The sequence below is a fragment of the Streptomyces sp. NBC_00306 genome, assembly GCF_036169555.1.
Taxonomy (GTDB): domain Bacteria; phylum Actinomycetota; class Actinomycetes; order Streptomycetales; family Streptomycetaceae; genus Streptomyces; species Streptomyces achmelvichensis.
This window is the reverse complement of record NZ_CP108032.1, coordinates 2,445,097-2,461,677: the sequence shown is the minus strand read 5'-3', so window position 1 is coordinate 2,461,677 and position 16,581 is coordinate 2,445,097. Positions and strand designations below refer to the sequence as shown.

Annotated in this window: 18 protein-coding genes, 1 tRNA gene and 1 pseudogene; 15 read left to right on the top strand and 5 right to left on the bottom strand. The window is 66.4% G+C overall.

The genetic code is table 11. The features are described 5' to 3' along the window. Positions 1–59 precede the first annotated feature (59 nt). Positions 60–869, bottom strand: coding sequence for a DUF4097 family beta strand repeat-containing protein (locus tag OHA05_RS10895; protein WP_313946532.1), 810 nt, complete (start codon positions 867–869; stop codon positions 60–62). Between the two features lie 277 nt (positions 870–1,146). On the opposite strand from OHA05_RS10895, the gene OHA05_RS10890 reads away from it, so the two are divergent. Then, positions 1,147–1,221 (top strand) — tRNA-Val (locus OHA05_RS10890). Between the two features lie 159 nt (positions 1,222–1,380). Here OHA05_RS10890 and OHA05_RS10885 read toward each other — a convergent pair. Further along, complete coding sequence (locus OHA05_RS10885; protein WP_313946533.1) at positions 1,381–2,136, bottom strand: XRE family transcriptional regulator; 756 nt, start codon at positions 2,134–2,136, stop codon at positions 1,381–1,383. Positions 2,137–2,533: 397 nt separating this feature from the next. Here OHA05_RS10885 and OHA05_RS10880 point away from each other — a divergent pair, with 397 nt between their 5' ends. From OHA05_RS10880 to OHA05_RS10865, 4 genes are all read left to right on the top strand, one after another. Next, positions 2,534–2,869, top strand: coding sequence for a hypothetical protein (locus tag OHA05_RS10880; RefSeq protein WP_328860449.1), 336 nt, complete (start codon positions 2,534–2,536; stop codon positions 2,867–2,869). 212 nt (positions 2,870–3,081) lie between these two features. Next, positions 3,082–3,753 carry a class I SAM-dependent methyltransferase gene (locus OHA05_RS10875; RefSeq protein ID WP_328860448.1) on the top strand — a complete coding sequence of 224 codons (672 nt, stop codon included), beginning with the start codon at positions 3,082–3,084 and terminating at the stop codon, positions 3,751–3,753. 452 nt (positions 3,754–4,205) lie between these two features. Continuing rightward, the gene (locus OHA05_RS10870) at positions 4,206–4,649 is read left to right on the top strand and encodes a hypothetical protein (protein WP_328860447.1); all 444 of its coding nucleotides are present in this window, start codon (positions 4,206–4,208) and stop codon (positions 4,647–4,649) included. Between the two features lie 399 nt (positions 4,650–5,048). After that, a complete protein-coding gene (locus OHA05_RS10865) occupies positions 5,049–5,543 on the top strand; it encodes a hypothetical protein (protein ID WP_328860446.1) in 495 nt (164 codons plus the stop codon). Between the two features lie 233 nt (positions 5,544–5,776). Here OHA05_RS10865 and OHA05_RS38225 read toward each other — a convergent pair whose 3' ends face one another. Continuing rightward, entirely contained in the window at positions 5,777–6,394 is a 618-nt protein-coding gene (locus tag OHA05_RS38225; RefSeq protein WP_443043665.1) for an SMI1/KNR4 family protein, read from the bottom strand. Between the two features lie 511 nt (positions 6,395–6,905). Here OHA05_RS38225 and OHA05_RS10860 point away from each other — a divergent pair. The 6 genes and pseudogenes from OHA05_RS10860 to OHA05_RS10835 form a co-directional block, all read left to right on the top strand. Beyond that, positions 6,906–8,108 (top strand): IS110 family transposase, encoded by a 1,203-nt coding sequence (locus OHA05_RS10860; protein WP_328860445.1) that lies wholly within the window; start codon positions 6,906–6,908, stop codon positions 8,106–8,108. Between the two features lie 63 nt (positions 8,109–8,171). Then, positions 8,172–8,450: a hypothetical protein gene (locus OHA05_RS10855; RefSeq protein WP_328860444.1), complete on the top strand. Its 279-nt coding sequence runs from the start codon at positions 8,172–8,174 to the stop codon at positions 8,448–8,450. A gap of 982 nt (positions 8,451–9,432) precedes the next feature. Beyond that, complete coding sequence (locus OHA05_RS10850; protein ID WP_328860443.1) at positions 9,433–10,299, top strand: tetratricopeptide repeat protein; 867 nt, start codon at positions 9,433–9,435, stop codon at positions 10,297–10,299. Next, positions 10,248–10,577, top strand: a complete 330-nt coding sequence (locus OHA05_RS10845) for a CPCC family cysteine-rich protein (RefSeq protein ID WP_328860442.1) — start codon at positions 10,248–10,250, stop codon at positions 10,575–10,577. The genes OHA05_RS10850 and OHA05_RS10845 overlap by 52 nt, the downstream gene beginning before the upstream one ends. 688 nt (positions 10,578–11,265) lie before the next feature. Further along, entirely contained in the window at positions 11,266–11,652 is a 387-nt protein-coding gene (locus tag OHA05_RS10840) for a barstar family protein (RefSeq protein WP_328860441.1), read from the top strand. Positions 11,653–11,778: 126 nt separating this feature from the next. After that, a pseudogene (locus OHA05_RS10835) lies at positions 11,779–12,141 on the top strand (transposase); the annotation flags it as partial. Positions 12,142–12,162: 21 nt separating this feature from the next. Here the strand turns inward: OHA05_RS10835 and OHA05_RS10830 are convergent. After that, complete coding sequence (locus OHA05_RS10830; RefSeq protein ID WP_328860440.1) at positions 12,163–12,699, bottom strand: DUF6193 family natural product biosynthesis protein; 537 nt, start codon at positions 12,697–12,699, stop codon at positions 12,163–12,165. Positions 12,700–13,097: 398 nt separating this feature from the next. Here OHA05_RS10830 and OHA05_RS10825 point away from each other — a divergent pair, with 398 nt between their 5' ends. The 3 genes from OHA05_RS10825 (at position 13,098) to OHA05_RS10815 (ending at position 14,645) form a co-directional block, all read left to right on the top strand. Continuing rightward, positions 13,098–13,466, top strand: coding sequence for a hypothetical protein (locus OHA05_RS10825; RefSeq protein WP_328860439.1), 369 nt, complete (start codon positions 13,098–13,100; stop codon positions 13,464–13,466). Between the two features lie 219 nt (positions 13,467–13,685). Then, positions 13,686–14,126 carry a hypothetical protein gene (locus OHA05_RS10820; protein ID WP_328860438.1) on the top strand — a complete coding sequence of 147 codons (441 nt, stop codon included), beginning with the start codon at positions 13,686–13,688 and terminating at the stop codon, positions 14,124–14,126. A 30-nt stretch (positions 14,127–14,156) separates the two neighbouring features. Then, the gene (locus tag OHA05_RS10815) at positions 14,157–14,645 is read left to right on the top strand and encodes a hypothetical protein (protein ID WP_328860437.1); all 489 of its coding nucleotides are present in this window, start codon (positions 14,157–14,159) and stop codon (positions 14,643–14,645) included. Positions 14,646–14,657: 12 nt separating this feature from the next. On the opposite strand, the gene OHA05_RS10810 is transcribed toward OHA05_RS10815, so the two are convergent. Beyond that, entirely contained in the window at positions 14,658–15,437 is a 780-nt protein-coding gene (locus OHA05_RS10810) for a DUF6928 family protein (RefSeq protein WP_328860436.1), read from the bottom strand. Positions 15,438–15,834: 397 nt separating this feature from the next. Here OHA05_RS10810 and OHA05_RS10805 point away from each other — a divergent pair, with 397 nt between their 5' ends. After that, positions 15,835–16,197, top strand: coding sequence for a hypothetical protein (locus OHA05_RS10805; protein ID WP_328860435.1), 363 nt, complete (start codon positions 15,835–15,837; stop codon positions 16,195–16,197). Positions 16,198–16,581: the final 384 nt, after the last annotated feature.

The window sequence follows — 16,581 nt, the reverse complement described above, 5'->3', positions numbered from 1 at the left end:
TGCCGTGTCGCCGTACCCGGTTCATTCTCCCACCAGGTAGTGACGAACACACGGGTCGGTTAGTTCGCGCTTCGCACCGTCACTTTGCCGTTGTCGCTGCGAGCCTTCACGACATGGGAGCTGCCGGCGTCGGTGGGCACGTCGACATCGACCCCGCCGTTGTCGCTCTTGGCGGTCACGGCGTACGGCGCCCCGGAGCGCGGCAGCTCGATGACGACCCGCCCGTTGTCGCTGACGGTCTCCACGGTGTCCGGCACGGCGGCGAGCCCGAGCTCCACCCCTCCGTTCTCCGACCGCGCCTTCACGGTCCGCGCGGTGACGCCCTGCGCGACGACCTTGCCGTTGTCGCTCACGAGATCCAGCGCCCCACTGGAGTCCCGCACCTCGACGGCCCCGTTGTCGGACCGGATGGTGAGCGGCGTACGGAACCCGCCGGCGGTGACACCCCCGTTGTCGTCCTCCACGGTCACCGCGACATCCCGCGGCACCTTCACGGTGTGCCGGGCCTCGCAGTCACTCGCGACGGCAGCGCACTTGACCCGCAGGGTGAGCCGGTCCCCCTTCATCTTCCACGTCGCCTCGGGCCCGCTCCCGAGGAAGACCCACCCATCGACCTGCCGGGTGACCTCGACGTCCTTCACATCGGCGGCGACGAGGTCGATACGGGAGTCGTCGCTGTCGACGGTGAGGGTCTTCCCGGCGAGGGGAAACTTCTTGCTCTCGACGGGAGCGTCCTCGGCCTCGGCACCCCCACACCCCGCCAGCACGACGACCAACCCGGCGACCCCACCCCCGACGACGGCGGCCCGGAGGCGGCGCTGCGCGGATGAGCGCGCGGTGGTGACGCGGGTACCGGTGTGAGCGGCCATGGTGATCATTCCCCCTGTGGATGCGGTGGTGCGGTGCGGTGCGGGCGGTGCGGGTGGTGCTGTGCACGGCGCGGGCGGTGCGGTGCGGTGCGCTCGACTGCGCCGCCGACGCGCTCTCACGGTATGAGCGAGGGGGCGACGCGTACGATCCGGCCGACCACCGGGTCGGGGGTGGGGGTAGCCCCCGGGGGCGCGGCGGGTGCGGGGTGGCCTTGGCGGGTGGGAAACGGGTTTGCGGGGCGGGCCAGTGGGCCATGTACCCTGTTCACTCATCCACGGGTGCGTAGCTCAGGGGTAGAGCGCTGCTCTTACAAAGCAGATGTCGGCGGTTCGAAACCGTCCGCGCCCACCAGTGCGAAGGCCCCGACCGATCATGGTCGGGGCCTTCGTCGTGCCACCTGGATGCCACATGACATCCAGGGCTGACATCAGCGGGCCGGCGGTGCGATGCCACGGCTCGGCCCATCAGTCTGTCCGGCGGGGCGAGCCGAGGGCACTCCATCAGCCCCGGTCAGCCTGTGGGCCGCTTGTTGAATGCGGCGAGAGTCGCCTTGTTCGTCGAGGCGTCCTGGAACACGAGCTCCCAGGGCCCGGTGTTGACGTCGAACTCTTTGCCGAAGCCGACCCACTTGCCCGTCATGCGACGGCCTGTCGGCTCGATGAGCAGCTGAATCGCACCGTGGTAGCGGGCACCGCGGTAGTAGCCGTCGGTCGCGGTCTGCTCAGTCCAGGTTCCCGTGGCAACGTGACCGTCGATTTCCAGGTCCATCGTCAACGGACTGTCGGACGACCCCGGCAAGCTGCGAACGGTGAGCCGGTTGCCATGCTGCAGTACGACGACATAGTGCTGACCGATGAGTGCCGAGTCGCGGCCGGAGCTGAAGTACTCGTAGCGGCTGAGCCACACGCCGCTGTAGTTGCGATGCGCGCCTTGCCGCTCCGTGTGCGGCGCGACCGTCGGGGCGATGTTCGTGGATGCTTCGACGTCGTGGCCGCCGCGGCCGTCCTCGGAAACCAGCGCAGTCGACATCGTGCCGGAGAAGCCGAGGGACTCGATCGGCAGTCCTGTTACGGACTCCAGAGCGCGGGCGTACACGGCTCGCGGTGCGGTGGTGATGCCGGACTCCCAGCGTTGTACGAGTCGCTTGTTGGCATCGTTGGGCTGGCCCGCGCGGGTGCCGGCATCCCGCACGGCGCGGGCAAAGTCGTCTTGGGACATGAGCAGACCGAGGCGGACCGCTCGCAACGCGCTGTTCGGTGTGGCCATACAAGAGACGGTAGCTCCAACACCCCGCCAATGACACCGAAATGACGCCCCGTGTGTCGCCGGTTTGACGCCTTTCCTGACGCCGCGCCACTCGTGGTCTTCCCGCCAAGGTGATTGCGTGACGACTCTCCGCAATGGCACGCATCGCGGCATGACGATCAGGGTGTACCGCGTCGACCCGGGCACGCTCGAGCGATCCCCGGCTGCCGTACGCGTGGTCTCGGCCGCCGATGCGCCCGTGATGTCCCTCGCCTACCCGCCCTGCGCCTGTCCGGGCTGCCTCAGGGCGAGCACGGAATCGTCCCGCAGACTCCCGCCCGCGCCGGTTCACCCCTCTCCATCCGGTGCGTGGACGGGCAGGCCCTCAGCGGAGGGCGACATCCCTACAGGAGGAAGCATGACCATCGAGTCAGTCCGTCCCGCGAGTACCACCGACCCGGCCACGCTTGTCGAGGCCGAGGTGATGCGACGCCTCACCGCCCGCGTCATCAAGGACCAACCTGAGATCGATCGCGGCACGGCCCGCCGTATCGTCGGCCAGACGGCCGCCTTCCCCGACACCAGCGGCCGGCGCCCGGGAGTCGAACTGTCGCCGAGCAAGCTGGTGGACATCGGCTGGCACACCTGGATCCTCCACACCGTCGACTACGCCCAGTTCTGCGAGCGGGTCGGCGGCCGGTTCGTTCACCACGTCTCCACCCCGGACAGTGAGGAGTCGGCGTCCAGTCCCTAGGCGGCCCGTGAGCGCACGCTCGCTGCCATGACTCAGGCGGGGTTCACGATCGACCTCGATCTGTGGCCCGAGACGGCCAAGATGGGTGAGTGCTCCCAGTGCCACGCCGGATGCAGCGACAGTCCCAACGGTGGCAAGAAGAAGTAACGGGGCGACGGTCTGCCGGCCGTCCGGCGATCCGCCGAGCGGCCGGCTCTGCGAAGGGAGTGCAGGTGACGAACACCAACGTCGCGTGGGAGAACTACTCGAAGCAGAAGCCCGAGCGGCGCCTGACGAACGCTGCCGGCGAAAGGACCTGGTTCAACTGGACTCAGTACGCCGACCATGGCCCCGGTGCTGAGGTCCTGGCCATCACGCCCGGTGCGAACGTCCTTGCCCTCGGCTGCGGTAAGGGCGGCAACATCGCTCACGTCGCCGCTCTCGGAGCCCGTGCGGTCGGCGTCGACGTATCTCGCGCGCAATTGAGCGCCGCCGAGGAGCGCTGGAACGGTAGTGGCGTGGCGCTGCACCACGCAGACGCCCTGCGATTCCTGACCGAGAGTAGCGAGCAATTCGACGCGATCTACTCCGTGTTCGGCGCTGTCTGGTTCACGGACCCGGGCGATCTGCTGCCTGTCGTCCATCGGCGGCTACGTCCTGGCGGAGTGCTCGCCTTCTCCCAACGCCCCGCCATCGAAGGCTGCTACGGCTGCCAAGCCTCGTACATCAACCGGTCCGAGGGCGAGGACCCTCTTGTTGTGAAGCGCTGGGACTACGAACCCGAACGGTGGCTGGCGATCCTGCACGACCACGGGTTCACCACAGATACCGCCCGCGTGCTCGCCGCACCGCCCGGGCCACGAAAGGTCGGCACACTGGTCATCACCGCACATCGCAGTGGTTGAAGCAGTAGCTCCGGTCGGGCTCGGACGGTCAAGTCGGCAAGCGGGGGCCGAACCTCAAGTGGTTCGGAATAGTTCTGGCGACAAGCAGTGAGTAGAAGCCTTCTCTACGGGTTCAAGGCGGCTCGCTCCGCTCGCCGCGCGCTCCCCGGCGTCACCGCCGGGGACGACGCTCCTGTCTCCGCCCCGCTCCATCCCCGGCTACGCCGGCCGCGCGGCTGAGCAAGCACACCAGATGCGCGAGAGGGTAGCCCGCTGTGGCTGGGGCGGTCAGCTCCGCGGCTTTACGCAGCCACCATGGGGCGAGCCTCGAAGATCATGGCCCCAGATCGGGCTATTGCGGGCAGGTCCAGAGACTGCCCGATTCGCGGCCAGCGTAAGGGGCCATGATCTCTCGCCCCATGGCAGCTCCAGCCCAAAGCCGCTCCGCCGACCTACGCGCTACGGTGCCCTGCGTGGACGAACAGGCCGACACCCCGCTGACGGAAGAGGACAACGCGTCCGTTCTCACAGCCATGCGCGCCCTGGCCGACCGGTACCGCAGTGGTTGGACGCTCAACGAGGCCCTGGCCAGGTGGCGACTGGTCGTGACGGACATCGAGGAGGGTTTCGACACGGAGGGGGTCTGGGAGTACCACAACGAATTGGCCTGCCGTGACTGGCTATGTGAAGCGTGGCCACTCCTGACCGATCGGGTACGCGCACTACGCCAGCCCTCTCTGAACGCGATGGATGATCGGTTCACCGCTGCGACAGCCCCTATGCAGGGGAAGAAGGCCGAAGGCCGGCGGAACGGTAGGTGGTGGCACGATCGCTACCCTCGCCGCGTTGTCGGTCAGCCCGACGATGAACTGCCCCCGCCGTGGTCACCGGCTCCCGAGTACATCGAGGACGACTGATCCTGAGCGTTGCCGAGCTCCACCGACCGTTTGCTCTGCTCAGTCACGTCGAGTTGTCGTGCCCCATGCGTGCCCGATCGGTCGGGGACTGACGGGGAACCACAGCGTCAGACGGGCAGCATGCACGCGAAACGGGCCCTGACCAGAACCTGGTCAGGAGCCGTTTCACCTGGCGGTGGGTGTGGGATTTGAACCCACGGTGACTCGCGCCACGACGGTTTTCAAGATCGGTGGCCGCTTGACTCGGCAATCGGGACTCCACCGACCCGCGCCTCCCGTTGACCGTCGTGGGCTATGACGGCCTCGCTATTCAGGCCACCTGTCGACTAGGTTGAACGCGTTCAAATGTGAGGCGCGAGTCGCGGGGTATGAGTGTCAACGGAACAGGGAGTCGCTCAAGTGGCCGTGAGCCAGCGAAGACGTAGAACCCTCACATGGGTTGCGCTTGCCAGCTCGGTGGCGATCGTGAGTGCAGGCTGCGCAAGCAACTTCGTCGAGATATCCACGACACAGCTCCAGGGGCACTGGACCAACGCGTCTGGTGCATCGCTGGACTTCAACGCGGACCGGACGTTCACGAGCACCCGGCTTGAGAGATCGGGTCTGGATCCATTCTTCTGCGCGGATCTCGACGACGCCACGGCCGGCAGTTGGGCGTTTTGGGTCCCCTCCGGTTCACCGGGCGGCTTCGTGCCGGAGGACATCGACAACCCCGCAGATCGCGGCGATGGGGTGACAGTGCTTTTTGAGGGGATCCACTGCGCGCTGTCTCTCAACACCTACGGCGATCCCGAGGAGCCGACCATGTGCCTCGTTGGGGACCCTGACAGCACATGCTCCAGCTCTGAGGAGTTCCACCGCAGGGATCAGCCAGCCGTGTCACGGTCGCGATGATCGTGTGCAGAGTAATCTTCGAATGGATGGTCTCGCAAAGGTAGCGCTGTACAGCAGCCGCGTACCGCAACTGCAACAACCGCCACCGTCCAGTAGCGTCCCTATAGGGCCTTGCAGTGACCGGTGTGACCGTCGCTGACCGATCTGGCTAGAGCTACGGATCAGAAGGCGCTGTACAAGGCCTGTCCCTTGGGGCAGGCCCTTCGGCCGCACAGACAGCCGCCTGCCGAGACCTACCCGTCGAGGTGCTCGGACCACCATCCTCGGTCAGCTTGCCAATCCTGGAACCAGGCCACGAAGTCGGCCTCTGTCTCGCGTTCCTCCCCCGCGCCCCTATACGGAGCCACGCATCCGTCTCCCAGCCACCAGACCCGGCCGCGCTGAGGCCCTGTGACCACGAGTACCCAGAACTCGCAGTCACGGTTACCGGCCAGGAGGACCGAGCCATTCTGATAGATGCCGTGGAGTAGGGGTGAGTGCTCATCGTGGTTGTAGTAGTCGTACTCCCACTGCCACTCCTCCTCCAGAGGGAAAGGATCAGTGAACTTACGCACAGCCGTTCCGTCGAATGGTTCGGGGCTAAGCCAGCAATCCGCCTTCCAGCTCTGCCAGTTCTCAGGAAGTCTTCCCAAAGGAAGGAGTGCGTGCGCCATAGATGCACCCTCCAACGAACCGTTGGCAACATCCGCGACAAACGTACGGTAGGGCTCTGGTAGTTCGATGCCATGAGCGGCTTCCCACGCCCGTACGCCGGCCCAGCCAAGGGGAGACCGCCGAAGATCTCCGGGTACAGCATCCCCAAGGACGGAGATCGCACTTCTCAGGCGGTGCTGCTCTGAGCTACCAGTCATGTGTGTAGTGAACACCAGGCCGGACGGTAAAGGCCGCGGCCCCGGGTGCAACAAGGGTCGGCTGCCTCACCGCTACCGCGGCACTGTGCCACTTCCGTGCCAGAACAGGCGGGGACTCACGGGGACTTGCCAGCAACAACGGTGCAGACACCGGGTCTTGCTGCAGGGCAGCTCGTCGCAGGTCACCCCAGCAACCACCCCACCTCGCTCCTAAAGCGGGTGTCGTCGGTTCGAACCCGACTGGGGGCTCCAGGTAGGAAAGCGAGACCCGACCGATCTTGGTTGGGGGCCTCAGCTCCAGCCCAAAGCCGCTCCGTAAGTTGTTTGGCGGTCCGGAAGAGTGGGGTGTGGCTCTAAAGTCGCTTGCCCAAGTGGCTCCGGTGGAGTGGCCGCCCCGCTCTTCGGGACGCCTGGCCGCTGATTGAGATCTGCGCATCGATCGCTGCTTACGGAGCTGACGGCGGGTGTTCCTCGGACCGAACGGCATGCTGCCAGAACCGAGGAGACGCACATGGCCGAGCAGCTGACCCACCTCTGGGTCGGGATCGACGCAGGTAAGGCCCACCACTGGCTCACTGCGGTCGACGAAACCGGGGCAACGGTCTGGAGCGAGAAGGTCCCCAACGACGAGAGCGCGATTCTGACCGCCCTAGGCGAGATCCTCGCCCTCGCCGACCAAGTGCACTGGGCCGTCGACATCGCCGGCACCGCGTCCGCACTGCTGCTGGCCTTACTCGCCGCGCATGGCCAACAGGCCCTTTACGTTCCCGGCCGGACGGTCAACCGGATGTCCGGGTCCTACCGCGGTGAAGCCAAGACCGACGCCCGCGACGCCTACGTGATCGCAGAAACCGCCCGCCTGCGGCGGGACTTCACCTCCATCGATGTCCCCGCCCAGTTGGCAGCCGATCTGGCTCTGCTGACCGCCCACCGCACCGACCTGATCGCCGACCGTGTCCGGATGCTCAACCGGCTCCGCGACATGCTCGCCGGGATCTTCCCCGCCCTGGAACGGGCCTTCGACTACGCCGACCACAAAGGCGCGCTCATCCTGCTCACCCGCCACCAGACCCCGGCAGCCATACGCCGCCACGGCCAAACCCGCCTCACCGCCTGGCTAAAGGGACGCAACGTCCGCAACCCCGACGCAGTCGCCACCACCGCACTGCAAGCCGCCAGAACTCAGCGCACCACGCTGCCGGGCCAAGATGTCGCCGCCAGCATCGTCGCGGACATCGCCACACAGACCCTCGCCCTGGACGACCGGCTCAAGCACATCGACCAGCAGATCCGGCAGACCTTCCACACCCACCCCCAGGCCAACATCATCGAGTCCCTGCCGGGCATGGGCCCCATCCTGGGAGCCGAGTTCATCGTCGCAGCCGGTGACCTGAGCACCTACGCCGACGCAGGCCACCTCGCCTCCGCCGCCGGCCTGGTCCCCGTTCCACGCGACTCCGGACGCCGCACCGGCAACCTCCACCGCCCGAAGCGCTACAGCCGACGCCTGCGCCGCGTCTTCTATCTGTCCGCCCAGACCAGCATCATCCGCGAAGGCCCCAACCGCGACTACTACCTGAAGAAGCGAACCGAGGGCTGCAAGCACGTCCAGGCCGTCATCGCCCTCGCCCGCCGACGCGCCGACGTCCTATGGGCCCTCCTGTGCGACGACCGAGTCTTCACCGTCCATCCCCCCGTCGTCCAAGCCGCTTAAACAGCCCACCGCACCCCGCGCACCTGGCGATAGCCTGTCAGGCAAACCAGGAAGGCGGGTCCGGTGGGCTTCGACGCAGAGCGATCAGCGCGCATCGCTGCAATGCGGGAAACCGCCCGTCCCATCTGGGAGACAACCGGCGACACGGCCGCACTCCAGCAGTTCCTCAAGGACAACGGCTGTCACGGAGTGGAAGCCGTGTTCGTGACCATGAGCCTGCTGCACTGCGATCTTGCTGAAGCACAACGAGCCTTCTTCAACGCCCCGTGCCGCGACGCCGAACGCAACTTCCACAACCAAGCCATGGACCTGCTCGAAGAGGCCACCGACACCGACGCCTGACAGCACGAGCGGCCCAGCAGAGGCCCTTGACACGGCCATTAAGACTCCACCAACCTCGTGTTCCCATATGCCCGGTGAACCAGCGGAGCTTCCACCATGATGAGGCTCATGGATCTTGGAGGGATCGCCGCCGTAGTCGCAGCCGGGGTCACGGCCTTGGTACTTCCAGCGACATATTTGCAGGCCAGAGCGGCACGACGCGCTGCGGATAATGCGGTGGAAGCAGCGAAGATAGCCGCTCGCGCCCTACACGCCGAGGCGCGTCGCACCGCTCAGAAACAAGCCTACGTAGATCTTCTTGCAGCAGCAGACGGGTTCGAGAAGGCCGCCGTAGGCATGTCATGGTGTGCATCGCTTCCGCCAGGGTCCCCAGCTCGTGAGGAAGCAGCCACCAGACTGAACGACTCGCACACAGCTTTAGGCAGAGCCGCCAGCCTGGTCGCGCTAGACGCACCCGAGGTGGTCATCCCACTGGTGGAACGCCTCAAGCATGTTGCCGACGTGCTTCTTCTCTCGTCCCATAGTGAGGAAGACGACGAGTGGCCAACCGACGACGGGATGGTACTCGGCAGCTATGTCCCCGCGCTGTACCGACGTGCTCGGCATGTGTTCGTAGATCATGTGCGACAGACTCTCAACGCTGATGTGAGGCAAGCGAGCGACCCTGTTCGGCAGTAAGGGGAAGCGCGGGGGCAGTGATTGTCTAACTGCGTGACAACGCCGACGAACAGCGGCGGACAAGCGCGAACGTATGTGGACCGTCAATGCAGGTGAGGAGCCTGCCACCCCAAGGGAGAGCTCCCACCCGAGTTGCTTCGGGACAAAGAGGTCGCGGGTCCAAATCCCGCCACCCCGTTGCTGACCCCGGATCAGGTCGAACCCGTACACCACTCCCTGGACGCAACCGTTTCGACACCCCTCTCCAGCAACCTTTCAGGCGTCGTGCGAAACTCCCTCCCTGGTCAGAGGGAGGGACAGGGACGTGGAGAAGTCCGAGGCGAAGCGGTTGCTGGAACGAGCTCGCGAGATGTGGGATGCGGAGGAGTGGCTGCGTTCCGCCGAGCTGTACGAGCAGGTCCTCGCTCACTATCCGGACGAGGGCCCCAGTGCGGTGTGGTGGTACGACGCAGCACTGGCGTACAAGTTTCTCCGCAACTGGGCAAAAGCCTACGAACTCGGCTGTGAGGCTGCTGCCCGCTCGCCGCGCGGCGAGCAGGACCCGGCGTTTTGGAACCTGGGGGTCGCTGCCACGATCCAGCGTGACTGGTCGACCGCCCGTGACGCGTGGGAGGGCTTTGGGATCCCGATGCCAGAGGGCGAGGGGGAGATCAACGGCACCTTCGGCCCGGCGTGCGTACGGCTGGACACGGGCGGCGAGCGCGAGGTGGTCTGGATCCAGCGGCTCTGCCCGACGCGTGGGCGCGTGATGAACGTCCCTGCCACGAAAGGCCGGCGCTTCGGGGAGATCGTTGTACACGACGGGGAGCCGACCGGCGAGCGGACGTACAACGGCCAGAGAGTCGCTGTGTTCGACGAATTGCTGCTCTTCGAGGCCTCTTCGCTACCGACGCTGCATGCGACCGTGAACGCAGCGAATGCATCCGACATCGACGCCTTGGTGGCTTCATTCTTCGCGCAGGACTTCGGCGCCGAGCCGGCGAGCAGCTTCCACATGCTGTGCGCATGCTGCAGCGAGGGGCGGGTCGACTGGGATGAGGCCAGCGTGCCGACACACGGCGGCTCACAGACTGTCTGGCTGGCCGCCCCTGAGACCGAGGCCCGGCAGCTACTGGATGCGTGGGCGACGGGCGGCGAACGCAGCTGGAACGGACTGGAGCTGCTCGGTTGAGCCCCGGGAGTGAGGGGAAGGCCGAGGCCAGCTCGTACCGCTGTCCCTGCTGCGGCTTCCTGACGCTCGACGAGCGTTGCAGCTTCGACATCTGCCCTGTGTGTTTCTGGGAGGACGACGGACAGGACGACCACGATGCCGACCAGGTTCGAGGTGGTCCGAACGGCCGACTGAGCCTCACGGAGGCACGTCAGAACTTCCAGGCCATGGGAGCCTGCGGCGAGCGGTGTACCGCATTCGTACGCGAGTCTCTGCCGCACGAGCACCCAGCGGTCTGACATCACCGGCTGACATCAACGTCGCCAGACGGCCCCGCATCTCGGCGCCCTGGACTGGATGCAGAACCGGTCGGCAAGCAGGTGTCCGAGCAACTCGCACGGCCCAGGGGGGCGAACTTACAAAGCAGATGTCGGCGGTTCGAAACCGTCCGCGCCCACCAGCAGGAAGCACGACAAAGGCCCAGGTCACCGGTATTGAACCGGGAGCCTGGGCCTTCTTTGTTCCTCAGCCGCGGGGGCGGAGGATGGGCGTCGTGTCAGATTCGTGGCAGATCGAGTCCACAACGAATCCACATCACCCGTCGCGAACCTGGGCCTTCCTGATCTGACGGTCGACGTGGTCGGCGATCGCGTTGGTGACGGCCGTTCACCAGGTGCTGGCAGATCAGTGCGGCCCGCACGGAGGGGTGCCCCATTCGCTGCATCAGTTCACGTGTATGGTATCGCCGGTTGCGGCGAGGGTGTTCCCTGTGTGGCGAAGATCGTGGAAGTGCACGTCCCCGAGGCCGGACCTCGTCAAGGCAGGCAGCCACAGGCGGCGGTACACCCGCTTCGACTTCGGCCCATCCCTTGAGCCCACTCCCTCAGTCATCAGCTGGCGCGGACCAGCGTCGCCGTCGGGACTGACCGCCGACAGATGACGATCATGAGCCCACGGCCGTGGGCTTGGGACGTATGCTCCGTAGCCATGACAGTGGTCTATGCCCTGAACGGGAAGCAGATCAGCACGCTGGAAAGCTTCTGGCGAGTGATGGGTGAGGCTGTGAACGGCCCTGGCGGCTACTTCGGCCGCAACCTCGACGCGTTTGCTGACTGTCTCCGTGGTGGTTTCGGAACCCCTGACGACGACTACTTCAAGGTCGCATGGCACGACCACCAGGCTTCCCGGGCACACCTGGGCCATCCCGAGACTGTTCGACAGTTGGAACTCCAGCTCGCAAGGTGCCATCCGTCGAACCGGGCATCTGTGGCCGAGGACTTGGCCGCCGCTCGGGATGGCCAGGGGCCGACAGTGTTCGACTGGCTAGTCGAGATCTTTGAAGACGAAGCCCCCGGCGTCTTGCGGCTCCTGTAGATGCGGACGGCGTCCAGCTCAGCCGGGACCGGTTACAGCTGCGGCAGGGCTTGTGAGTAGAAACCTTCTCAACGGGTTCAAGGGCTCGCTCCGCTCGCCGCGCGCCCGACTTGGCGCCGGGCGACGAACATGCACGACAGCCAGGGCCTGGAGCCGCTCGTACGAGGCATCTCGCCCATCCGCTCCCGCCGCGGGCCCCGGCGCCGAAGGCCGGCGAAACTGCATGCGGACAAGGGCTATGACTACAATCACCTGCGCCGATGGCTCCGCCCGCGGGGGATCCGCCACCGCATCGCCCGTAAAGGCGTCGAGTCCTCACAGCGGCTGGGCCGACATCGCTGGGTGGTCGAAAGAACCGTGTCCTGGCTGGCCGGCTGCCGAAGGCTCCACCGCCGCTACGAGCGCAAGGCCGAACACTTCCTCGCCTTCGTCGGCATAGCCGCAATCCTCATCGGCTACCGCCGGCTCACCAACCAACCCAGTGTCTGACCCATTGAGATGCCGGTCCCGTCACAGGGCGTCGTCAGGTCCGGCGACGGCTGGGCCGAGCCCCACTGGAAGGTGAGCAGTTGCCAGGGCAACAGCCTCATCAGCCGTTTCGACTTCACCGATCACGCCGCCATCGTGAACGAACTCCTGAACCCGGTAGGGGCGGCCGTTGCACGCGGGGACGACAGCGACCTCCACCTTGGACGAACGACCAGTGCTGGCGCTGAAGCCCAGCGTCCAGTGACTGGAGAACGCCGACAGCCGCCTGAGCTGCGGCTCGGCATACGCCGCTTCCACCAGCAGGCCGAACTCTGGGAACCCCGGCTCACCAGCTGCCTGTTCCCTCAGCAGCCGCCACTGGAGGTCCACCACCGCCGCTGGACCGCGTTCATGCGCCTTCGCGCGCTCGTCCGAGGACATAAAGGGAAAGAGCTCGTGCAGTTCGCTCAGGCTCCTGCCCTCCCCCCAGGCCACTGCTGCCAGTACGACGTTCCTGAGATCTGTTGTCGATCCGCTGATGAGTTCGACCCCTCGGCTCCTGCCCCACAGCAAAAACATGCGCTCTTTCGCTCCGAGAGCAACGGACAGAGGCCGACGGAACGGCACAGGCGGCGGACTGACCGCCGAGACCGACGTCCCCCAGCCGTCAGGCACCACAAGGTGCCCGCAGTCGCCAGATCGGGATAAAGGTCAGGGTTCACCTCAGCAGTGTGGCGTCTCGGGACGACGAAAAGAAACGGTGTCTTAGACAGCCACCATGGGGCGAGCCTCGAAGATCGGGGCCCACATCGGGCTATTGGGGGCAGGTCCAGGGACTGCCCGAGTCGCGGGAAGCTCACGGCCCCATCTCTCGCCCCACGGCAGCTCCAGCCCAAACCCGCTCCACCGACCTCAGCGTCGCCAGTCCCCATATGCTCGCGGCAGGCCGCAGCGCACTTCTGTGAACATGGGATGAGATGGCGGATTTCAGCAGTACAGGTTGGATAGCTCTGTTCGCGCATCGACAGGCAAACGTCGAGGGCTGGGATCCAGTGACACGCACGGCCCTTGTCGTCGACCCCGAGCGTGGCGTCATGCGACCCGTCAGCGATTACCCGGACTTCTCTCGCCTCATCCCAGCCCACAAGGTGGTCGGCGTCCTGCCCGGCCGAGGCCACCGAGCACACTGGCGCAACTTCGAGAACGGCGTTCCGAACACGGAAGAGATCATCGGCTGGCTCGTGACCCAGCACGGCGATGCCTTGCCGTTCACCTCGGACGGAGCCACGGCGGAAGACGCCGACGTGATCCTTGCGCCTGGCCACGACGTGCCCACGGAAGCCTGAGGAGCCCAGCCCACGGTGGAGTGCGCTCAGAGGGCGCCGTGCCCCTCACGTGCCCGATCAGCGGGAGACGAGCGGGGAACCATGAATGGACGCCCGCTCCCCCCGCAGGCCAGACTCCCTCAGCTCAGCAGCCACCCCCATACGGCGTCTTCCAAAAGAGTGCTCCGGCACTCCGGCGGCGCCTGACTCGGTCATTCAGTTCAGTCGTAAGGTCAGCACGTGCCGTATGAGCGTGAAGACACGGGCTCTCCTGACTGGGCCTACAACTGGGCAGATGGCAAAGGCCTGCTCGGGATGGACCAGCCGGAGGAGGTAGACGCGGCTTTTGAGCGCGAGGAGCCTCATGTCGGAGTGGCAGTGATCGGCCTTGCCCTCAATCACTCCGACCCCGGGATCATCCTTCCCCGGATCGCCCGCGCCCTTCGCTCGGACTCGGAAGAGCTGCGCCGGCAGGCCACGGTCGCCCTCGCGCACGTTGCACGTCTTCATCACACGGTCGATGCCGAGTGCCTGGCCCTTTTGCGGACTCGGCTCAGGGGAAACGAAGCCGACGACGACCTTTGGGCATTTGTCCCGCACCGGCGCTTGCCTCTCTGGCTCTGGCGCCATCACCTGCCGCAGCACGCGAAATGGTTGCTCTGGCACCGCTGGCGGACTTAAGCGGAGGGCGACATCCCTACAGGAGGAAGCATGACCATCGAGTCAGTCCGTCCCGCGGGTACCACCGACCCGGCCACGCTTGTCGACGCCGAGGTGATGCGACGCCTCACCGCCCGCGTCATCAAGGACCAACCTGAGATCGATCGCGGCACGGCCCGCCGGATCGTCGGCCAGACGGCCGCCTTCCTCGCCACCAGCGGCCGGCGCCCGGGAGTCGAACTGTCGCCGAGCAAGCTGGTGGACATCGGCTGGCACACCTGGATCCTCCACACCGTCGACTACGCCCAGTTCTGCGAGCGGGTCGGCGGCCGGTTCGTTCACCACGTCTCCACCCCGGACAGTGAGGAGTCGGCGTCCAGTCCCGAGGCGGCCCGTGAGCGCACGCTCGCTGCCATGACTCAGGTGGGGTTCACGATCGACCTCGAGGCGCGCCCGTGGGCGGGCCCGGACCTCTATGACGTCATGCTGCTCGACCTGCTTGACCTGCGCGCACAAGCGAACGCGCATCGAGTGGGATGAAGCGGCCTCGCTTCACTCGTCCTCTGCGGGAGCCGGCGGCCCGTCCCCTTCGACCAACAAGCCGTCAGGGCCCATCGTGTAGAACCGGGGCGACCCCATCGCTTCCACGGCCCTCCGCAGCTCCGCTTCCCTTTCGGCGCGGTCGGGGCCGTGCGGCTCCCTCACTCGGAAACCATGGAGCTCGATGTTCTCGGCGTCGACGTCTCCGGGCTCCGGCATGCCCTCCTGGATGAAGCCGCAGAGCGCACGCAGGGCGTCTTCGCCGAGTTCCAGAGGATGAAAGGGCAGGGCGTACGGCTCCTCTTCCTCACCCGGCCACGGAATCACATCGGCCGGACGGTCCCCAGCCCAGTAGGGAAGTTCGAAGGGGAGCGGTTCCCCGATGTTCTCGATGACCCCGGCTTCCGGCGACAGGCTCAGAGACCGGATGAGACGCCCGTCCTCCCATACGGCGAACGCCAACCAGTCGACCACACTGTGCATGGCGTGCAGGACCAACCGTCGGCCGGCGCTCGCCGCGACGAGATGCCGGGGGAGCTGCGACGGGTAATCGATCATCACACGCCGATTGCAGACGATCTCCACGCCGGGCCAGCTCGCCGCATAGGCCGTTCCATCAGGCGGATACACGCCGTCATACAGGTGCGAGCCATCGCTCTCCTCGATCTCGCAGCCAGGATGAAGACGCCGCATCATGACGGACGTCTGTTCCACGTCCGCCGCTCCCACCTGCCGCAGCAGGCAAGGCACATCGCCCTCGGCGTACACGAGCAGACCGGTCTTGGCTCCCAAGGCCCCTCCCCAAACGCATGGTCATTCCGTCGCTGCACCGTATCCCCCCTCTCTGACACAGGAGCGGTGTCATCAGCGCGGCCGCTGTGGGCCGTCTTCTCAGGCGAACGGCGACATGCCGCGGCTCTCCACGTGGGCGAGCGTGGCCTCAAGGCATGCGTCGGCGGGGCCAAGGGACGGTGACCCTGCGAAGGTCCCCGTGCCCACAACCGCGCCGGGTCGGACGGAACTCACGGGGCACACGGCGGCTGCCGATGGAGGCCACAGTCGGCAGACGCCGAGGTCGGCATCGGGCAGGTCGGACCCAACTCGCCCCACCCCGCTCTCCAGCGGTCGCGGGTTCGCATCTTGTCGGGGATACCCTCGGCGGGTCAGCGTCTCGCCGGGGGGACCGGGAATGGACACATCCACACCGCGTCGCGCCGGAGACTTCCGGGTCGTCGGCGTCGCGTTGACCGCCGCCGTCTTCGTCACCGTGTGGTGGGGCTTCATAGGGTTGAGTACTGAGGACTTCGGCAGCAACTGCCTCTACTACTTCGGGGAAACCGGGCCGCAAGCCGACCACTGTCACCGAGTGAACGATCGGGCGGAAGCATGGCTCCCCTGGCTGGTGTCCGTCGCGTGGACCGGCGCAGTGCTGAGTCTCTTCCTGCCACGCAGCCTTTCTCCGGGCCGGCGCACGGCCGCCGCCATCGTCGTTGTCTCTCTGGTCGTCGCCGTGGTGCTCGGAGGCCACGCCATGGCCGTCTCGACGCCCTAGGACGGACGCTCGTCCCCACGTCATGCGGCGCAGGGCAGATGCCGGACGCCGGAGCGCCGTACGCGACCGCGACCCGATCGAGAACAGATACGTCCCATGGGTGCCGATCTCTGACCGGCCCCGCTCCATCCGACCGAGCAGATCTGTCCGCCCACGCCTGGAGGTTCTGGCGTGACCGACAACCGGCCGATCTCGGATCTGCCGACGATCGATGACACCCCTATGGGCCGAAGTCGCCGAAAGCGTTCACGCCACCGCAGGGATGCCGCCGTCGGCCCGATCGGAGGACGGCAGCCCGCCGCTCTGCCGGGTGTCGCGGAACTCAGAATTGCTCGGACGCCTGCAGTCGACCCATCCCGCTCAACGGCCGGCGCCGAGCGCGCA

Bases quoted from the DNA above. Each gene is read 5' to 3' on its own strand.
- OHA05_RS10895 (WP_313946532.1), bottom strand. From the start codon at position 869: ATGGCCGCTCACACCGGTACCCGCGTCACCACCGCGCGCTCATCCGCG.
- OHA05_RS10885 (WP_313946533.1), bottom strand. From the start codon at position 2,136: ATGGCCACACCGAACAGCGCGTTGCGAGCGGTCCGCCTCGGTCTGCTC.
- OHA05_RS10880 (WP_328860449.1), top strand. From the start codon at position 2,534: ATGACCATCGAGTCAGTCCGTCCCGCGAGTACCACCGACCCGGCCACG.
- OHA05_RS38225 (WP_443043665.1), bottom strand. From the start codon at position 6,394: ATGACTGGTAGCTCAGAGCAGCACCGCCTGAGAAGTGCGATCTCCGTC.
- OHA05_RS10860 (WP_328860445.1), top strand. From the start codon at position 6,906: ATGGCCGAGCAGCTGACCCACCTCTGGGTCGGGATCGACGCAGGTAAG.
- OHA05_RS10840 (WP_328860441.1), top strand. From the start codon at position 11,266: ATGACAGTGGTCTATGCCCTGAACGGGAAGCAGATCAGCACGCTGGAA.
- OHA05_RS10830 (WP_328860440.1), bottom strand. From the start codon at position 12,699: ATGTTTTTGCTGTGGGGCAGGAGCCGAGGGGTCGAACTCATCAGCGGA.
- OHA05_RS10825 (WP_328860439.1), top strand. From the start codon at position 13,098: ATGGCGGATTTCAGCAGTACAGGTTGGATAGCTCTGTTCGCGCATCGA.
- OHA05_RS10815 (WP_328860437.1), top strand. From the start codon at position 14,157: ATGACCATCGAGTCAGTCCGTCCCGCGGGTACCACCGACCCGGCCACG.
- OHA05_RS10805 (WP_328860435.1), top strand. From the start codon at position 15,835: ATGGACACATCCACACCGCGTCGCGCCGGAGACTTCCGGGTCGTCGGC.